The 15909-nt window shown below is 36.1% G+C and carries 14 protein-coding genes; 3 read left to right on the forward strand and 11 right to left on the reverse strand.

The window, feature by feature from the left end; genetic code table 11:
* Positions 1-292: 292 nt before the first annotated feature.
* The 3 genes from DS745_RS17365 to DS745_RS17375 form a co-directional block, all read right to left on the reverse strand.
* Positions 293-1363 (reverse strand): CAP domain-containing protein, encoded by a 1071-nt coding sequence (locus tag DS745_RS17365; RefSeq protein ID WP_241657853.1) that lies wholly within the window; start codon positions 1361-1363, stop codon positions 293-295.
* A 214-nt stretch (positions 1364-1577) separates the two neighbouring features.
* Positions 1578-2006, reverse strand: a complete 429-nt coding sequence (locus tag DS745_RS17370) for a CBS domain-containing protein (RefSeq protein WP_129079494.1) — start codon at positions 2004-2006, stop codon at positions 1578-1580.
* Between the two features lie 121 nt (positions 2007-2127).
* Complete coding sequence (locus DS745_RS17375) at positions 2128-3312, reverse strand: alanyl-tRNA editing protein (protein WP_161568298.1); 1185 nt, start codon at positions 3310-3312, stop codon at positions 2128-2130.
* A gap of 126 nt (positions 3313-3438) precedes the next feature.
* Here DS745_RS17375 and DS745_RS17380 point away from each other — a divergent pair, with 126 nt between their 5' ends.
* Positions 3439-3789: a YugN family protein gene (locus tag DS745_RS17380; protein ID WP_129079496.1), complete on the forward strand. Its 351-nt coding sequence runs from the start codon at positions 3439-3441 to the stop codon at positions 3787-3789.
* Positions 3790-3868: 79 nt separating this feature from the next.
* Here DS745_RS17380 and DS745_RS17385 read toward each other — a convergent pair whose 3' ends face one another.
* Complete coding sequence (locus tag DS745_RS17385) at positions 3869-4213, reverse strand: Asp23/Gls24 family envelope stress response protein (protein WP_129079497.1); 345 nt, start codon at positions 4211-4213, stop codon at positions 3869-3871.
* Between the two features lie 116 nt (positions 4214-4329).
* Here DS745_RS17385 and ytvI point away from each other — a divergent pair, with 116 nt between their 5' ends.
* Entirely contained in the window at positions 4330-5388 is a 1059-nt protein-coding gene (gene ytvI, locus DS745_RS17390) for a sporulation integral membrane protein YtvI (RefSeq protein ID WP_129079498.1), read from the forward strand.
* Positions 5389-5429: 41 nt separating this feature from the next.
* Here ytvI and DS745_RS17395 read toward each other — a convergent pair whose 3' ends face one another.
* The 6 genes from DS745_RS17395 to cyoE all read right to left on the reverse strand — a co-directional run bounded on the left by DS745_RS17395 (position 5430) and on the right by cyoE (position 10914).
* Positions 5430-5882 (reverse strand): DUF420 domain-containing protein, encoded by a 453-nt coding sequence (locus DS745_RS17395; protein ID WP_129079499.1) that lies wholly within the window; start codon positions 5880-5882, stop codon positions 5430-5432.
* A gap of 232 nt (positions 5883-6114) precedes the next feature.
* Entirely contained in the window at positions 6115-6459 is a 345-nt protein-coding gene (locus DS745_RS17400; protein ID WP_129079500.1) for a cytochrome C oxidase subunit IV family protein, read from the reverse strand.
* Positions 6460-6463: 4 nt separating this feature from the next.
* Positions 6464-7081, reverse strand: a complete 618-nt coding sequence (locus DS745_RS17405; RefSeq protein WP_129079501.1) for a cytochrome (ubi)quinol oxidase subunit III — start codon at positions 7079-7081, stop codon at positions 6464-6466.
* 1 nt (position 7082) lies between these two features.
* Positions 7083-8897: a cytochrome c oxidase subunit I gene (ctaD, locus tag DS745_RS17410; RefSeq protein WP_129080073.1), complete on the reverse strand. Its 1815-nt coding sequence runs from the start codon at positions 8895-8897 to the stop codon at positions 7083-7085.
* A 42-nt stretch (positions 8898-8939) separates the two neighbouring features.
* A complete protein-coding gene (coxB, locus tag DS745_RS17415) occupies positions 8940-9947 on the reverse strand; it encodes a cytochrome c oxidase subunit II (protein WP_129080074.1) in 1008 nt (335 codons plus the stop codon).
* A gap of 46 nt (positions 9948-9993) precedes the next feature.
* Positions 9994-10914: a heme o synthase gene (gene cyoE / locus DS745_RS17420; protein WP_129079502.1), complete on the reverse strand. Its 921-nt coding sequence runs from the start codon at positions 10912-10914 to the stop codon at positions 9994-9996.
* A 317-nt stretch (positions 10915-11231) separates the two neighbouring features.
* Here cyoE and DS745_RS17425 point away from each other — a divergent pair, with 317 nt between their 5' ends.
* Entirely contained in the window at positions 11232-12137 is a 906-nt protein-coding gene (locus DS745_RS17425; protein ID WP_338324553.1) for a COX15/CtaA family protein, read from the forward strand.
* A gap of 61 nt (positions 12138-12198) precedes the next feature.
* Here the strand turns inward: DS745_RS17425 and pyc are convergent, their stop codons facing one another.
* Positions 12199-15648 (reverse strand): pyruvate carboxylase, encoded by a 3450-nt coding sequence (gene pyc, locus DS745_RS17430; RefSeq protein ID WP_129079504.1) that lies wholly within the window; start codon positions 15646-15648, stop codon positions 12199-12201.
* Between the last annotated feature and the right edge of the window lie 261 nt (positions 15649-15909).

The raw sequence follows: 15909 nt of genomic DNA on the forward strand, positions 1-15909 counted from the left end.
CCGCCTATCGGCGAAAAGCAAATGTTCTGGCAAGCGACTTCTTGAATATTCTTCTTTGCAAGCTTTGCGACGAGTAATCGCAGGAGCAAGTAGTGTGCACTTTCACTTTTACCGGGCAGGTTATTTGACCTCGAGCCAAGAACATCCTCGAATTAACTTCGTCGCACCTTTGCGACGAGTAACCGCAGGAGCAGATGGCGCCTGGAACTAGACAATTCTTACGTTGAAATTTTATACTATCCTATAATACAACAATAGAGCATCCTCCATAGCTGAAGGATGCTCCACGTAATTACCAAGGTGTAATAAAGTTTTGGGTATAGTATCGTTCATACACACCAACACCTAAATGCGTAAACTCTTCATGAAGTAAATTCACTCGATGGCCTTCACTATTCAGCCAGCCTTCAACTACTGCGATCGAATCTACATACTTTGCAGCAATATTTTCACCCGCTAATTGGTATAGTACACCTTGCTTTTTTAAGCGATCTTTTAGTTCTCCCTCCGAAGGCGAGGTATGTGAGAAATATTCATTAATACTCATATCTTCACTATGATGGAAAGCAACGATTGAGGTTTCTTCATCCCACTCTAACTTATTTAGGTCATGACGTTTTCGGATTTCATTTGTTATCGCTAAAATTTGTAACGAAGCCCCATACTCGATATCCCTCCATTGATCAGCCGATAAAGGTTTCGCTTCAATTAGTTCACCACGATACACAACTGAATAAGGTCGATGCTTAATCAAGGTCTCACCATTTAAATAGCGAATTCCTGAAAGTTTTTTTGTAAATGTATCAAAGTAAAGCTGGATAAACACATGATCTGCAAAAAGCAGCGGCCGAGTTTCAAGTTCCTCTTCTGTCAAATTAAATTGATAAGAATTCCCTTTTACATTAAATGAAACTTGTTGAGGAAATCCAATCTCATTCATTATTTCCTCATACGACTGCCCAATATAGAAAGGCGCAATTAACAACTCGCTCCCAATAAAATAAACAGTAACTACATAGCCTTCATCAACACCTATTTGAATATAACTTTCGCTACTTGGATATATCCACCATTCGTAATCGTAGGCAGAAACATCAATACGACTAGGTTCCCCATAGATGTTTATTATCTCATTGACCGGCAAACCTATTAATTTGTGTAAACCGTCCTCTTGTAGTAGGATTGATTTTTCTTTATCCTCTAATTTTGCCTCGTATAAAGTCTTTTCTGCTTCAATAAAATTAACTTGTGTATGAGTAGTTTCATTATCGTTCACAAGTAGGTTGTCCACAAGAAGCGCAATAATCAATGCTAGACTTAAAAAGCAAAGAACTAAAAACATTCCACAACCAAGTTTTTTCATGTGCACCCCTCTCTCTTTGTTAGCCTCGAAATTTACGTTTAATCTATATAACTCTTTTCTTTTTATATGTATATTCTCCTGCATATACTTTATGCTAAAAACATAGGTTATTCGGGAAAATTCGTCCAAGCCAATGGGAGAAAAAAAAGAAAAAAGTCAAATTACTTCTAAAAAGTAATTTGACCTTTAGAATTTCAATCATCCTCATAACTAATTAGTGATGAACTTGTGGGCTCTCCGAGATTTCTGATAATGCATATCCTGCATCATCATCAGAACCATCATGTACAGCTAAATCACCTAACGAACAAATTCCAACTAACCTGTTATTTTCAACGATTGGTAATCGTCTAATTTGATGTTTAGCCATTAATTTTGCAGCCTCTTCTAAGCTCATTGTAGGCTCTGCTGTTATGAGATGTTCACTCATAATATCAGTAACTCTAGTAGAGTTCGGACGTTTCTCTGCAACCCCTCTTATCACGATATCTCTATCGGTAATCATGCCGAGGAGGTGATCGTTTTCACATATAGGAATTGCCCCCACATTTAATTCTTTCATTTTAACCGCAACTTCATAAACATTATCAAGTGGTGTACAATACTCTACATTTGAAGTCATGACATCACGTACATGTTCCATTTCTATATAGCCTCCTTATAATAACCTTTTACTTTTCACTAATAATATGTCCGAAAACAATAATTTTATGGATGTTTCTCTTAAGAAATCATACTGTTTTAGGTAGACTAAAAAAAGTTCATCAATCATGATGAACTTTTGTAGCGTGTAATAACTCTTCCTTTATAGCAAGCCAAGTTTCCTGTGAGACATCACCTATCCATTGTCCAAAAACAGCGTTTCCTCCTCCTTTACCGCCAAACCTTTCCTTTAATACTTGGAGGCAATTACCTACATGAAATAATTTAGAAGACGAAGCAGCCAAGATCCATGTTTTTTGGGATTTATTATGAAAGATTACGACCTTATCACCAGCTTCGATAATAATCTTTGCCAAATCCTTCATCTCTTGTAAAGGTTTATTTTCCCAGCTAACTTCAATAACGTTGTTTATCGCTTCACTAATAATAGTTGCCGCCTCGTTATGAATTTCTTTTTCATATAACTTTTGATGGTTTCTTTTGAGTAGTTGGTGACCTGTATAGAAACCTGAAAATCTTTCTTTAACTAATGTAGGAGGTATGTTTAGCTTTTTGCTTACTTCACGAACTGCCTCATATACTTCCTGAAAAAATGAAAATGCTCTTGCTCCACAAACAAAGGATAGTCGAACATTTTGCTTATTTTTTTCCCAGCCAAGAATTTTAACCAAGCCTAATTCACCAAGCATTCGTACATGTGTACCGCAACAAGTAGACGTATCAATACCTTCAATTTCTATAAATCGTACAAACTTCGGCTTATCCTTAAGCTTTACTAGTTTTTCCTTGTCAATCTCCTCATAAGGGAGTTGGTAATTTTCAACGGTTCTATTTTCGAAAATATAATGAGAAAGCTTAGCTTCCACTTGTTGAATTTGTTCTTCGTTAAGCTCATCTACTTGTAGATCAATCGTACAAACTTCTTTCCCCAAATGAAAGGATAATGTCCGGATACCAAAAAACTCTAACCAAACAGCAGATAACAAGTGTTGACCTGTGTGGTGTTGCATGTGATCAAAACGGCGAGGAAAATCAATTTCAAGTTTTACCCGGCTTTTTTCAATTTGATTAGCCAATTTATGTAGTACTACATTGTCGTTAATCTGAACATCCAACACTGGTATTCCATCAATTGTACCTAGATCAGCTGGTTGTCCACCCCCTTCAGGGTAAAATATAGTTTGATCAAGAGCTACCCATGTTTCCCCATTAACTGTCTTTGTATCTCTAATCGTTGCCCAAGACTCTTTCAAATATGGATCATGTTCAAAAATCTTTTTAGTCATTTTATTCATCCTTTTTGTTCATATTAAAACCAAATGATTAATTTATGTGATTTTAATTGCATCTTCTTACTTTTCATACTATCATAATTAGATGAAGCTAGCTTACATAATAGGAGGGTAAAATAAATGAAATTTGAAGGAACTGAATTAACAGGTAAAGAAATTGAATTTTCTGTAGCTGAACATGTACTGGGTGAAGCTGGTTTTGTTCATGCTGGGCAATGGGATTATGAAAGAGTTACATTTGACTATAAATTCGATGACTTAGTAAACGATGATGTGTACTATTTACGAGTACAAGCTTACGCAGTTAAAGGTGAAATTCCTTCTCCTTATAGTGTGATTAAGTTTTTAGATCCAATTTTAGGGAAGCATTACTATCCACACGGAGTTGAATATGCAGATGAAAAATTCCCTAAACATATCTTAGATAAAAGTAACAAAAAGATAGAACAGATTGCAGCTTTATTAAAATAGTCTTGAAGGCACTGCAAAAACAGCATGTAGCCTGGAATAAATAAAAAAACGTATGAGCTTATCTTAAGTTCATACGTTTTTATTCATTTACAATTATTTGATCGACTAAAACATTTACTTCTTTTACACTAAAATTCGTATACAATTCAACATGATTTTTTACTACTTGCTGTAACTCCGATAAAACTACTGATAATTCCAAACCATATCTAACTCCAACCTTTAGAGAGATCGTAATACCATCATTAGAGGAATTAATGAAAATGTTTCGGTTATTTCTATTGACCTTTTCAAGTATCTTTTGTTGAAAAAAAGATGTACTTACCTCAACGCCATTTATTTCACTAATTGCCATCTCGGTAATCACTTTTACTACATCATCAAAGATTGATAACTCTCCTTTTTCTAGCCTTTTCTTTAACATGACGAGTCCTCCTTAACAAAATGTTCATAAATCCAATATTTTTACTAGCATTTCACTGTAAATTTTTATAAAAAAATACTATAATAATATTAAGTTGTTCGTGAGAGGAGTTCGAAATGTCTGCTTTTTTAACTAAGAAAAATATTATTATTTTTATTACAATAATTTTAATTGTAATAGCAGGTTTTTTTATCTTACCTGTATCTGTACCGATTATTGCCGCGCTACTAACAGCCATGTTGTTATCTCCAGTGGTAAAATTGTTACAAATGAAAAATAAGGTAAAAAGAAGTTTAGCTGTGTTTATCGTGTTTATGATATTTTTATGCTTCATAGGCTTGACTGGTTACTTTATAACAACAAAAGCCATTACTCAAGCAGACTATTTTGTAAAGAATTTACCATCATATATCACCGAAATTAATTATGCTTGGATAAATACTCAACAAAATTTAAATGATAAATTTGAAGATTTACCGCCAGAGCTTCTCGAGGAAATTGGGACATATGTGCAACAATCGCTTATGACATTAAGAAGTACAGTTAGTAGTAGAAATTTAGTTAGTGATGTTACTTCACTTGTCACAAAAATTCCCGCTTATTTAGTCACATTAATCGTATACTTAATTGCCTTGTACTTGTTCTTACTTGAACTACCTAAGTTAAAAGATCAAATTTTCTCTCATCTAACTGAAAAAACTCGGGATAAAGTCCAATTTATGAGTTCAAGACTTTCCTATGTAATATTTGGGTTTATTAAGGCACAATTTCTAGTTAGTATTATTATATTTCTCGTTTCTTTGATAGGCTTGTTATTAATTGTTCCTGAAGTAGCATTATTAATGTCATTTATTATTTGGATCATTGATTTTATACCATTACTCGGCTCAATTATTATTTTAGCCCCATGGGCACTCTACCATCTTATTGCTGGCGACATGGCCTTAGCAACGAAACTGCTAATCCTTGCAGCAATTCTATTGGTCATTAGACGTACAGTGGAGCCAAAGGTAATGGGACATCAAATTGGGTTATCACCTCTTGCAACATTAATTGCTATGTATGTTGGATTGAAATTAATTGGCGTTATGGGGTTTATTGTCGGTCCTCTTGTCGTCATCTTATTTACTTCAGCTAAAGAGGCAGGAATTATTAAGTTTAATTTTAAACTATAAAAAGTCTGGCTTATGCCAGACTTTTTTCTTATACCTCTGATTTAAAAGCCCCAAATAGCCCTAAATACGTTTGTAACTTCACCAGGGGGATAAATTACATAAAGCAGTAAATAAACCAGAATACCTGAAGAAGCACTAAAAAACCAGATAACTGATGTAATAGGACCTAACTTTCGATGTAACTTCAGGTTATTTTTATATCCAGAAATCAATGCAATAATTCCTAAAACTGCAGCAATCGTTGCTAAAATAATATGAAATATCAAGAAGATTGTGTAGTATAGTTTTATTTCCTCAGGTCCCCCAAAGGCTGTACTTCCTACAAATACTGTTTTGGATACATAGGTAATAAAGAATACGCTAGCAAAAACTGCTCCTAAAAACATCATTTTTTGATGTAGGTCTATATTGCGTTTGGCCACAGCCACCCATCCTAAAGCTACGAATATTGCGCTAATTGCAATAAATATTGTACTAATTAATGGTAATATCAATTAAGCTCCTCCTTTCAACATTATTACTATTTTAACATGTGACGTTTATCACATCACTTATAGAGTTTGACATATTTCAAACATATTTACATTACTAATTGTGAATTATGAATTATATGTATAGTATAGCCAAGAAGTTCTAGCTTACAGCTATTCAATATTCAAAATTAAAAATGAACATTAAGTAAAAGAAGCTGACAATCGTGTAGATTTGTCAGCTTCTTTTTCCTTATTAATACTTCACTACTCCTAAAAGAAGCATTAGTGCTGCAATCATTGGAATGACAACAATTATTCCAGAAATCATAAATGCATTTGGCCATTCGTGACCTTTTTGATTTAAGTGCATGAAATAATAAAGTTGTAATATTACCTGAACAACTGCAAGGATTAGAATAAATGGTAGTGCGAATGATGATGGAATTAAATCACTAGCAACAGCCAAGAAAGCTAATGCCGTAAAGAAAATCATTAAAGCAAAAGTGATAATTTGGTGTTTCATTTCACGTTCAAGCTTTAACTTATCTTTTGTTGAAAGCTTAATCTGAGGTTCGTTTGAATTAAGATTAGGTTCCATGCATCTATCCTCCTATTCCCATTAGATATACAATTGTAAAGATGAACACCCAAACTACGTCAATAAAGTGCCAGTATAAACTAGCTAAGTAGAATTTAGGAGCATTCGTTAATGTTAATCCACCTTTACGGTAACGAATTAATAAGGTAATAATCCAGGCTACACCAAATGCAACGTGGGCCCCGTGAAATCCTACTAATGTGTAGAACGCTGAACCAAATGCACTTGTCGTAAATCCTAAACCATTATTTAAATAGTCATAGAACTCATAAATTTCAAGTCCTAAGAACGATAATCCTAGTGCAACTGTTACCCACATCCATACTAGCATTCCCTTATAATTGCCTTTTTTCATGGCAATCATTGCAAATACACTCGTTAAACTACTTGTTAAAAGGATCATTGTAGCTACAAAGACAAGTGGTAAATGGAACAATTCAGCAGCAGTTGGTCCTCCTGCAGTTCCATTTCTTAGTCCTAAATACGTTCCAAACAAACTTGCAAAAAGAACCGTTTCCCCACCTAAGAATAACCAGAAACCTATAAATTTATTTTTCCCTTCAAGTGTTGCTTTTTCAGGGTTTGGAGGTAGTACGCCCGAATTATGGTGTGCATGACCCATATTATCCAACCTCCTTGTCTTGTTCAATTTGATCTACTGGAATATGGTATCCGTGATCTTCTTTAATTGATCTTACAAGCATACAACCTAGTGTAATTCCAAGACCAATCACTGAAATGATATACGTGTGATAAATAAATCCAAAACTTGCTATAAACAAACCAACTGACATGATTAATGGTAGAATTGATCCATTTGGCATATGAATTTCACCAAGTGGTTCTGCTACTGGTAACCTTTTGTTACCTTTCATTTTCTCGTACCATAATGCATCTAAATCACGAACAACTGGCGTTTGAGCAAAGTTGTACTCTTTAACAGGAGTAGAAGTTGCCCACTCAAGGGTACGACCATCCCAAGGGTCACTAACTGCTTTATCATTTCTTGAAACAAAAATGTTAGCAAGAAGAATGATGAAAGCAACCGCCATAAAGAAAGCCCCAATTGTACTAATAAAGTTTAAGTCATTTAGACCTTGACCATCTAAATAAGATGCTACACGTCTAGGCATACCCATTAATCCAAGGAAATGCTGTACGAAGAATGTTAAATGGAAACCAATAAAGAATAACCAGAAGAACCATTTTCCTAATGTTTCGTTTAGCATTGTTCCAAAGATTTTTGGCCACCAGTAGAATGTACCCGCAAATAATCCAAATACTACCCCACCGATAATTACATAGTGGAAGTGAGCTACTACAAAGTACGTATCATGGAACTGGTAGTTTGCTGCTGATGTTGCTAACATTACCCCAGTTACTCCACCTAATACGAAAGAAGGAATAAATCCTAATGCAAAAAGATTAGCCGTTGTAAATTGGATTCTTCCACCCCAGAGTGTTAGTAACCAGTTAAAGATCTTAATCCCTGTCGGTACAGCAATCGCCATGGTTGCCACAGCAAAAATTGCGTTAGCTACAGGACCCATACCAACTGTGAACATATGGTGCGCCCACACCATGAAACCTAAGAAACCGATAATTAGTGTTGCAAATACCATTGCACTATAACCAAATAGACGCTTCTTAGAGAACGTTGATAATACTTCAGAAAAGATACCAAACGCTGGTAATACTAGAATATATACTTCCGGATGCCCAAATATCCAGAATAAATGTTGCCAAATAACAACGTTACCGCCTGCTTCTACAATAAAGTAGTTAGCGCCGAATAATCGTTCAAACATTAATAAGAAAAGACCTACTGTTAATGCTGGGAAAGCAAATAAGATAAGTGCTGATGCAACAAATGTACTCCACGTAAATAATGGCATTTTCATCATTGTCATACCAGGTGCTCTCATTGTAATAATTGTTACTAGGAAGTTAATTCCCCCAATTAATGTACCCGCACCACTAATCTGTAACCCTAACACATAATAATCTAATCCTGTACTTGCATATGCTGCACTTGATAAAGGAACATAAGCTGTCCAACCTGCGTCAGGTGCTCCACCAAAGAACCAGCTTAGGTTAAGCAAGATACCACCAGATAAAAACAACCAAAAACCTAATGAGTTTAAGAATGGGAATGCAACGTCCCTTGCACCAATTTGTAGAGGCACAATAAAGTTCATAAATCCGAATAGTAATGGCATGGCAGCTAAAAAGATCATTGTTGTACCATGCATTGTAATTAGCTCATTAAAAGCTTGAGCACTAACAAAGTTAGATTCTGGGAACATTAGCTGAATTCGTATTAACATGGCTTCTAGTCCACCTAACACGAAGAAAAACGCACCGGCAACCAAATACATAATTCCAATTTTCTTATGGTCTACCGTCGTTAGCCAATCCCAAAGTGTGCTTTTTTTCATAGCCACTGAGTTTGCCAATGAAGTTACCTCCTTCTGTTTCGGTTAGTCTAGGACTTTTAAGCCCTTCATATATTCAATTAAAGCTTTCATGTCTTCGTCATTCAAGTTAAACCCAGGCATTTTATTTCCTGGTTTAGTTTCTGCAGGATAACGAATCCATTTCTCTAAGTTTTCATCGTTGAACTCTAAAAATCCAGCGATTACTGTTCTTTCACCAAAGTTTGTTAAGTCTGGTCCACCCACTGCTGGGTTTCCACCTACTCCACCTACTGCGTGACATCCAATACAACTTGCTTGGAAAACATCACGACCTGCTTCTGCTGTTGCAGTTGCTGGTTCGTCAGCTGGTTGACTCATGTTTGTTATCCATTGATCGAATACTTCTGGTTCAACTGCAATTACTTTAAAGTCCATTAACCAGTGAGCTTCCCCACATAATTCTGTACATTTACCTTTGTAAATACCAGGATTTATAGCTTTAATCCACATATCATTTGTAATTCCTGGTACATTATCCTGTTTCCCCGCTAAAGCTGGTACCCAAAATGAGTGGATAACATCACTAGCTTCTAACTGAACAATAATTTTTGTATTCGTAGGAATGTACATATCCTGACCTGCAACTACGTCGTGATCTGGGTATTCAAATTCCCACCAGAATTGGTGCCCCGTTACTTTTACAGTAATCGAGTTCTCGTCAGCATCCACATTTGCTAATGTGAACGTATCCATGACGTTCGGAACTGCAATAATTAATAGTAACAAGATTGGTACCGTTGTCCAAATAAGTTCAAGTACGTGATTTCCTTCTACCTGTTTTGGAATGTGCGTGTCACCTGGCTTTTCTTTAAAACGCCAGAGAACAAATGCAAAAAGTGCAAAAACTATCACAATGACAAAAATCATAACGTAAAGACTAAGCTTAATTAGTGATAGTTGCATCTCTGCTACTGGTCCTTGAGGATCAAGAGACGTTAAGTTCACTTCACCACAGCCCGCGAGCAAGAACAAAAGTGCTGTCAACGGAAGCAGTTTGATAAGTTGTTTCATCAAAGTTGTAAACCTCCCCTTTTTAATTTTTCATTTTAATTTATGTCTAAACAATATGGAGAACAACCATTAGAATAAAGATAATTGTCAAGTAGTTTAAAGAATAAACAAACATTAATCTTGCCCATTTCATATCGTCCTTCATGACAAAACCAGCAATCCCTAGTGCTAACCAACCAACTCCTAGTATTGCTGCTATGGCAGTGTAGACAGGACCAAACATTGGTGATAAGAGCAGTGAGATTGGAATAAGGGCTGCAACATATAAAACCATTTGACGTTTAGTCACTGCGAAGCCTGATACGACAGGAAGCATCGGAATGCCCGCTCTTCGATATTCCTCACAACGCTTCATTGCTAGAGCTAGGAAGTGAGGTGGTTGCCAGATAAACATAATAAGAAATAATACCCATGCAACCGGGTGTAAACTAGAGTCTATTGCTGCCCAACCAATAAGTGGTGGAACTGCTCCAGAAACACTACCAACAATTGTATTTAAAGATGTCGTTCTTTTTGTCCACATCGTGTAGATAACAACGTAAAAAATTAGACCTATAAAACCTAATACCAATGCCGTAAGGGAAGCCGCTAGTAAAAACAACAATCCTAGAGCAGATAAAAGAAGACCGAATAACAAAACTTGTTTTTCTGGTATTTTACCAGTAACTGTCGGTCTTTCTTGAGTTCGGTCCATTAGATGATCAATATCTCTATCAATATAGTTGTTTAGAGTACAACCACCTGCCATTACTAAGGCAGATCCAAGTAAACCAAATATGACAAGATGTAAATTTGCAATTAATTGAATATCCATATAGTAAGCGGCTAGGAACATACCTGCAAACGCTGTAATCATATTCGACATTACAATTCCAACTTTTGTTAATGCAAGAAAGTCCCTCCAAGTAACTTTTGAAGTAATGGAACTATCTAAAACTTCAGTTCCTTCGAGTACGGTTTTATTCAACTATTTTCACCTCCATTAACTTATGAGACTAGAAAGTCATAAGCTATTCTAAGAACATATTATAACACTAGTCTTCCTTGTTAGAAACTAGTAAATAACATTAACTTAGTGCCAATTGACTTTATACTCACATTATAAATGATCTTTCCGTGATTTTCATCACTTATATTTTCCAATTTCAAATTCAACTAGATTTTATCATTACTATAGTAAAAAAGGTAATAATATGCTTCTCTTTAGCAATTGACAAGATACTGTTTTGTTCTTACAATTAGATAGACCAAATCGCGGGTAAAAACCGTAGAAATAAAGGTTAGGTGAACAATTTGAATAAAAAACTGAAAATATTTTCCATACTAACCACTATTGGGATGATTATTGTTTTGTTACAAGGGGCATTAGTAACAAAAACCGAATCAGGACAAGGGTGCGGGGATTCTTGGCCACTTTGCCATGGACAAGTTATACCTGAATCGATCAATACATTAGAAACCATTATAGAACTAAGTCATCGAGCAGTCTCTGCGATTCTTGGAATTATGGTTATTACTCTAGCAATTTGGACGTGGAAAAAGTTACCCCATGTTCGCGAAACGAAATTCTTAGCAATCATTGCCGTACTGTTTATTGTTTTTCAAGGTTTATTGGGGGCTGCTGCTGTTGTCTGGGGCCAATCATCTGCTGTACTAGCCTTACACTTTGGATTTTCACTAGTTTCTTTTGCTAGTGTACTCTTGCTTACTATTCTCGTTTTCGAAGAGGATAACGGACCAAGAGTTAGACACCCAAAAATCTCTCCAAATTTAAAAACATTCATATACTTTGTCTTTACTTATTTATATATTGTTGTTTATACAGGTGCTTTAGTGCGTCATACCGGCTCTAGCCTTGCTTGCGACGGCTGGCCCTTGTGTAATGGACAAATTATTCCACCGCTTAAAGGAGCCATTGCTGTTCAATTCGGTCATCGAGTAGCCGCGGGAATTATGTTCCTTATTCTTTTAGCCCTAGTAATATATGTTTACCGAAATTACAAAGACGAAATTGCTCTTCGTGTAACAGCACTCATAGCATTTATACTGGTGTCACTACAAGTAATTAGCGGTGCTTATGTTGTATTTACAGCAATGAGTTTAGTATCAGCTATGCTTCATGCTTTTATTATTACCTGTTTATTTGGTGCAGTAAGTTACCTAGTGATGTTAGCTACAAGAGCGAAGTGATAAATACTAAAAGAGGGAGAATATTCAGAGACTAAGTCTCGAATATTCTCCCTCTTTTTTCTTACCCTTGAAGTTCAATTAACAAATCACCTGTTTGAATCGCTTCACCATTTTGTACATACACACGTGTAACTTTTCCGTCAAAAGGCGCTTGAACAGTTGTCTCCATCTTCATAGCCTCGGTAATCATAAGATGGTCACCTTTTTTCACTTTATCGCCATTTTCAACCAATGTTTTTACAACAGTCCCAGGCATGGTAGCTCCAATGTGATTAGGATTATCTTTATTCGCCTTAGTTTTGGCAACAATTGTCGTTTCAATATTTTGATCTTTTATCGTAATTTCCCTTGGTTGACCGTTGAGTTCAAAATAAATAACTCTCGTACCGTCTTTTTGGGCCTCACCAATTGAAACAAGTTTAACAATTAAGGTTTTTCCTCTTTCTATTTCTATTTCAATTTCCTCACCAAGCCGAAGTCCATATAAGAAAGTTGGTGTATCAAGGACAGATACATCACCAAATTGTTCATAGAAACGTTGGTGATCCAAATAAACTTTTGGGTATATAGCATAAGACAATAAATCAAAATCTGTTACTTGACGATTTAACTTCTCAAACAATTCTTTTTTTACAGCTTCAAAATCAACAGCAGGTAAGCTCTCACCTGGTCTACCAGTAATTTTTTCTTTGCCTTTTAAAATAATATCTTGAAGTTGCTTCGGGAAACCTTGATATGGTTGGCCTAAATACCCCTGGAAAAATTCCACAACCGAATCAGGAAAATCAAGTGAAGCAGATTTTTCATAAATGGTTTCTTCAGTTAAATTATTTTGGACCATAAATAAAGCCATATCACCGACAATTTTAGAAGAAGGTGTAACCTTTACTACGTCACCAAACATATCGTTAACGGTACGGTACATCCGTTTGACTTCATCCCAGCGATTTTTTAATCCAACTGCTTTCGCTTGCTGTTGTAAATTACTATATTGACCACCAGGCATCTCATGTTGATAAACTTCAGAATGAGGTGCAACCATGCCACTTTCAAAACCTTGGTAAAATTTTCTCGTATCCTCCCAGAAAACACCTAACTTCTCAAGTGAATCTATGTTTAAGTTTGGTTGACGGGCACTTCCTGATAATGCATAGTATAAACTATTTGCGCTTGGTTGGGAGGTTAGTCCAGCCATTGAACCTATTGCGACATCCACAATATCAACACCAGCGTCTATTGCTCTAGCATATGTGTAAAGACCGTTTCCACTCGTATCATGTGTATGCAAATGAATGGGAATCGATAAAGTCTCTTTTAATGTAGATACTAATCGATAGGCAGCCTCTGGCTTAAGTAGTCCGGCCATATCTTTTATTCCTAGTATATGTGCCCCAGATTTTTCAAGCTCTAACGCTAAATTCTTGTAGTAGTTTAAATCATACTTTGTACGAGCAGGATCTAATATATCTCCTGTGTAACACATGGCTGCTTCTGCAATTTTCCCAGTTTCACGAACTGCTTCGATCGATAGGGTCATACCTGGAACCCAGTTCAATGAGTCGAAAATGCGGAAGACGTCTATTCCAGCCTCAGCTGATTTTTTTACAAACTCCTTAATAACATTATCGGGATAGTTGGTGTACCCTACAGCATTAGAAGATCGGAAGAGCATTTGTAATAATAAATTTGGCATTTGTTTTCTTAACGTTAGCAAACGTTCCCACGGATCCTCATGTAAAAATCTCATTGCAACATCAAACGTAGCCCCACCCCACATTTCTGATGAAAACAGATTAGGAAGCAATCTCGCTGTCGGCTCAGCAATCCGCTTTAAGTCGTGAGTTCTAACCCGTGTAGCTAGCAATGATTGGTGTGCATCACGGAATGTGGTATCTGTTAACAGTATTTCTTTTTGAGCACTTACCCATTTAGCGACGTTCTCTGCCCCTTGTTCTTCTAGGATTTGTTTAGTACCATTTGGGAAAGGTTCGGAGAGCTTCAGCTTTGGAATAACCGGTTCATCAAACACAGGTTTTTTTACTTTCTCTAAACCTGGATAACCGTTAATAGTTGTTTCCCCAATAAATGAGAGCATTTTCGTTCCTCTATCTTTTCGTTTAGGAAATACAAACAGCTCTGGTGTTGTATCAATAAAAGAAGTATTATACTGACCATTCAAAAACTTTTCATGTTGGACTACATTCTCCAAAAAGGCAATATTTGTTTTAATTCCTCTAATACGAAATTCCCTTAGATTACGTAACATTTTTGACGCTGCATCCTCAAAGGTTAACGCCCAAGTTGATAACTTAACTAATAAAGAGTCATAGTATGGAGAAATCACGGACCCTTGAAATCCATTTCCCGCATCGAGTCGTACTCCGAAACCGCCACCTGAACGGTAAACCATAATCTTCCCAGTATCCGGCATAAAATTATTACTTGGATCTTCAGTAGTTACCCTTGATTGAATGGCAAACCCATGACAAATAATGTTTTCTTGAATTGGAATATTTAATCTATTACCGTGAAGTTCCTCACCGTCCGCAATGTAAATTTGAGCTTGTACAATATCAACACCTGTAACCATCTCCGTAATCGTATGTTCTACTTGAACTCGAGGGTTTACTTCAATGAAATAAAATTCACCAGAATTAGTAACCAAAAATTCGACTGTACCAGCATTAATGTAATTCACATTCTTCATCAATTGCACGGCTGCTTCACATATTCGTTCTCTCACTTCATCAGATAACGATACACTTGGTGCGATTTCGACGACTTTTTGATGACGACGTTGAACAGAGCAATCTCGATCATATAAGTGAATAATATTTCCACTATGATCTCCTAAAATTTGTACCTCAATATGTTTTGGTTTGTCTATAAATTTCTCTACATAAACCTCATCGTTTCCAAATGCAGATTTAGCTTCTGATTTTGCTCTGGCATACGCTTCAGCTAGTTCTTGGCTTGCGCGAACGATCCTCATCCCACGACCGCCCCCACCTAGTGAGGCTTTAATAATGAAAGGAAAACCATGTTTAATCGCAAATTGCTCTATGTCATCAATTGAATTTACAGGACCATCACTACCTGGAATGACTGGTAACCCCGCAGCGATCGCTTGAGCTCTTGCTTGAACTTTGTCGCCAAACATATGTAGGTGTTCTGATTTCGGACCTATAAATATAATTCCTTCTTCTTCACATCTCCTAGCAAAGTGGATGTTTTCAGAAAGAAAACCATAACCGGGATGAATTGCATCAACTTGATTTCGTTTTGCTAATTCAATAATTCCATCAATATCTAAATAAGCATCAATTGGTTTTTTACCCTCACCAATTAGGTATGCCTCATCCGCCTTATAACGATGATAGGCACCGGTATCTTCTTTTGAGTAAATAGCAACAGTACGAATATGTAACTCTGTACACGCTCGAAAGATACGGATGGCTATCTCACCACGATTTGCAACTAGCACCTTACTAACTTTTTTCATCCGATTCATGTAAACTCCTCCTTGTTGATTGTTTGATAAGCTTTCGTCGATAAAGTTTATGCCCATACATCAACCGCGTCTACTTTGTAAGTAGGGCGGGAGGTGATTAAAAATTCAAGGCTCTTTTCGTAAACATTTTTGCTTTTTTACCCTATAATAATCGGAAAAATACCCTAGATGAAGATAAGCCAATAAATAATGTAAGAAAAGAGCAATACTTACTAAATTAGTTGTGAATTCTTAGTATTTTGTGTAAAAATCCGGCTTTTG

Source organism: Anaerobacillus alkaliphilus, assembly GCF_004116265.1.
In the GTDB taxonomy this organism is placed as follows: Bacteria; Bacillota; Bacilli; order Bacillales; family Anaerobacillaceae; genus Anaerobacillus; species Anaerobacillus alkaliphilus.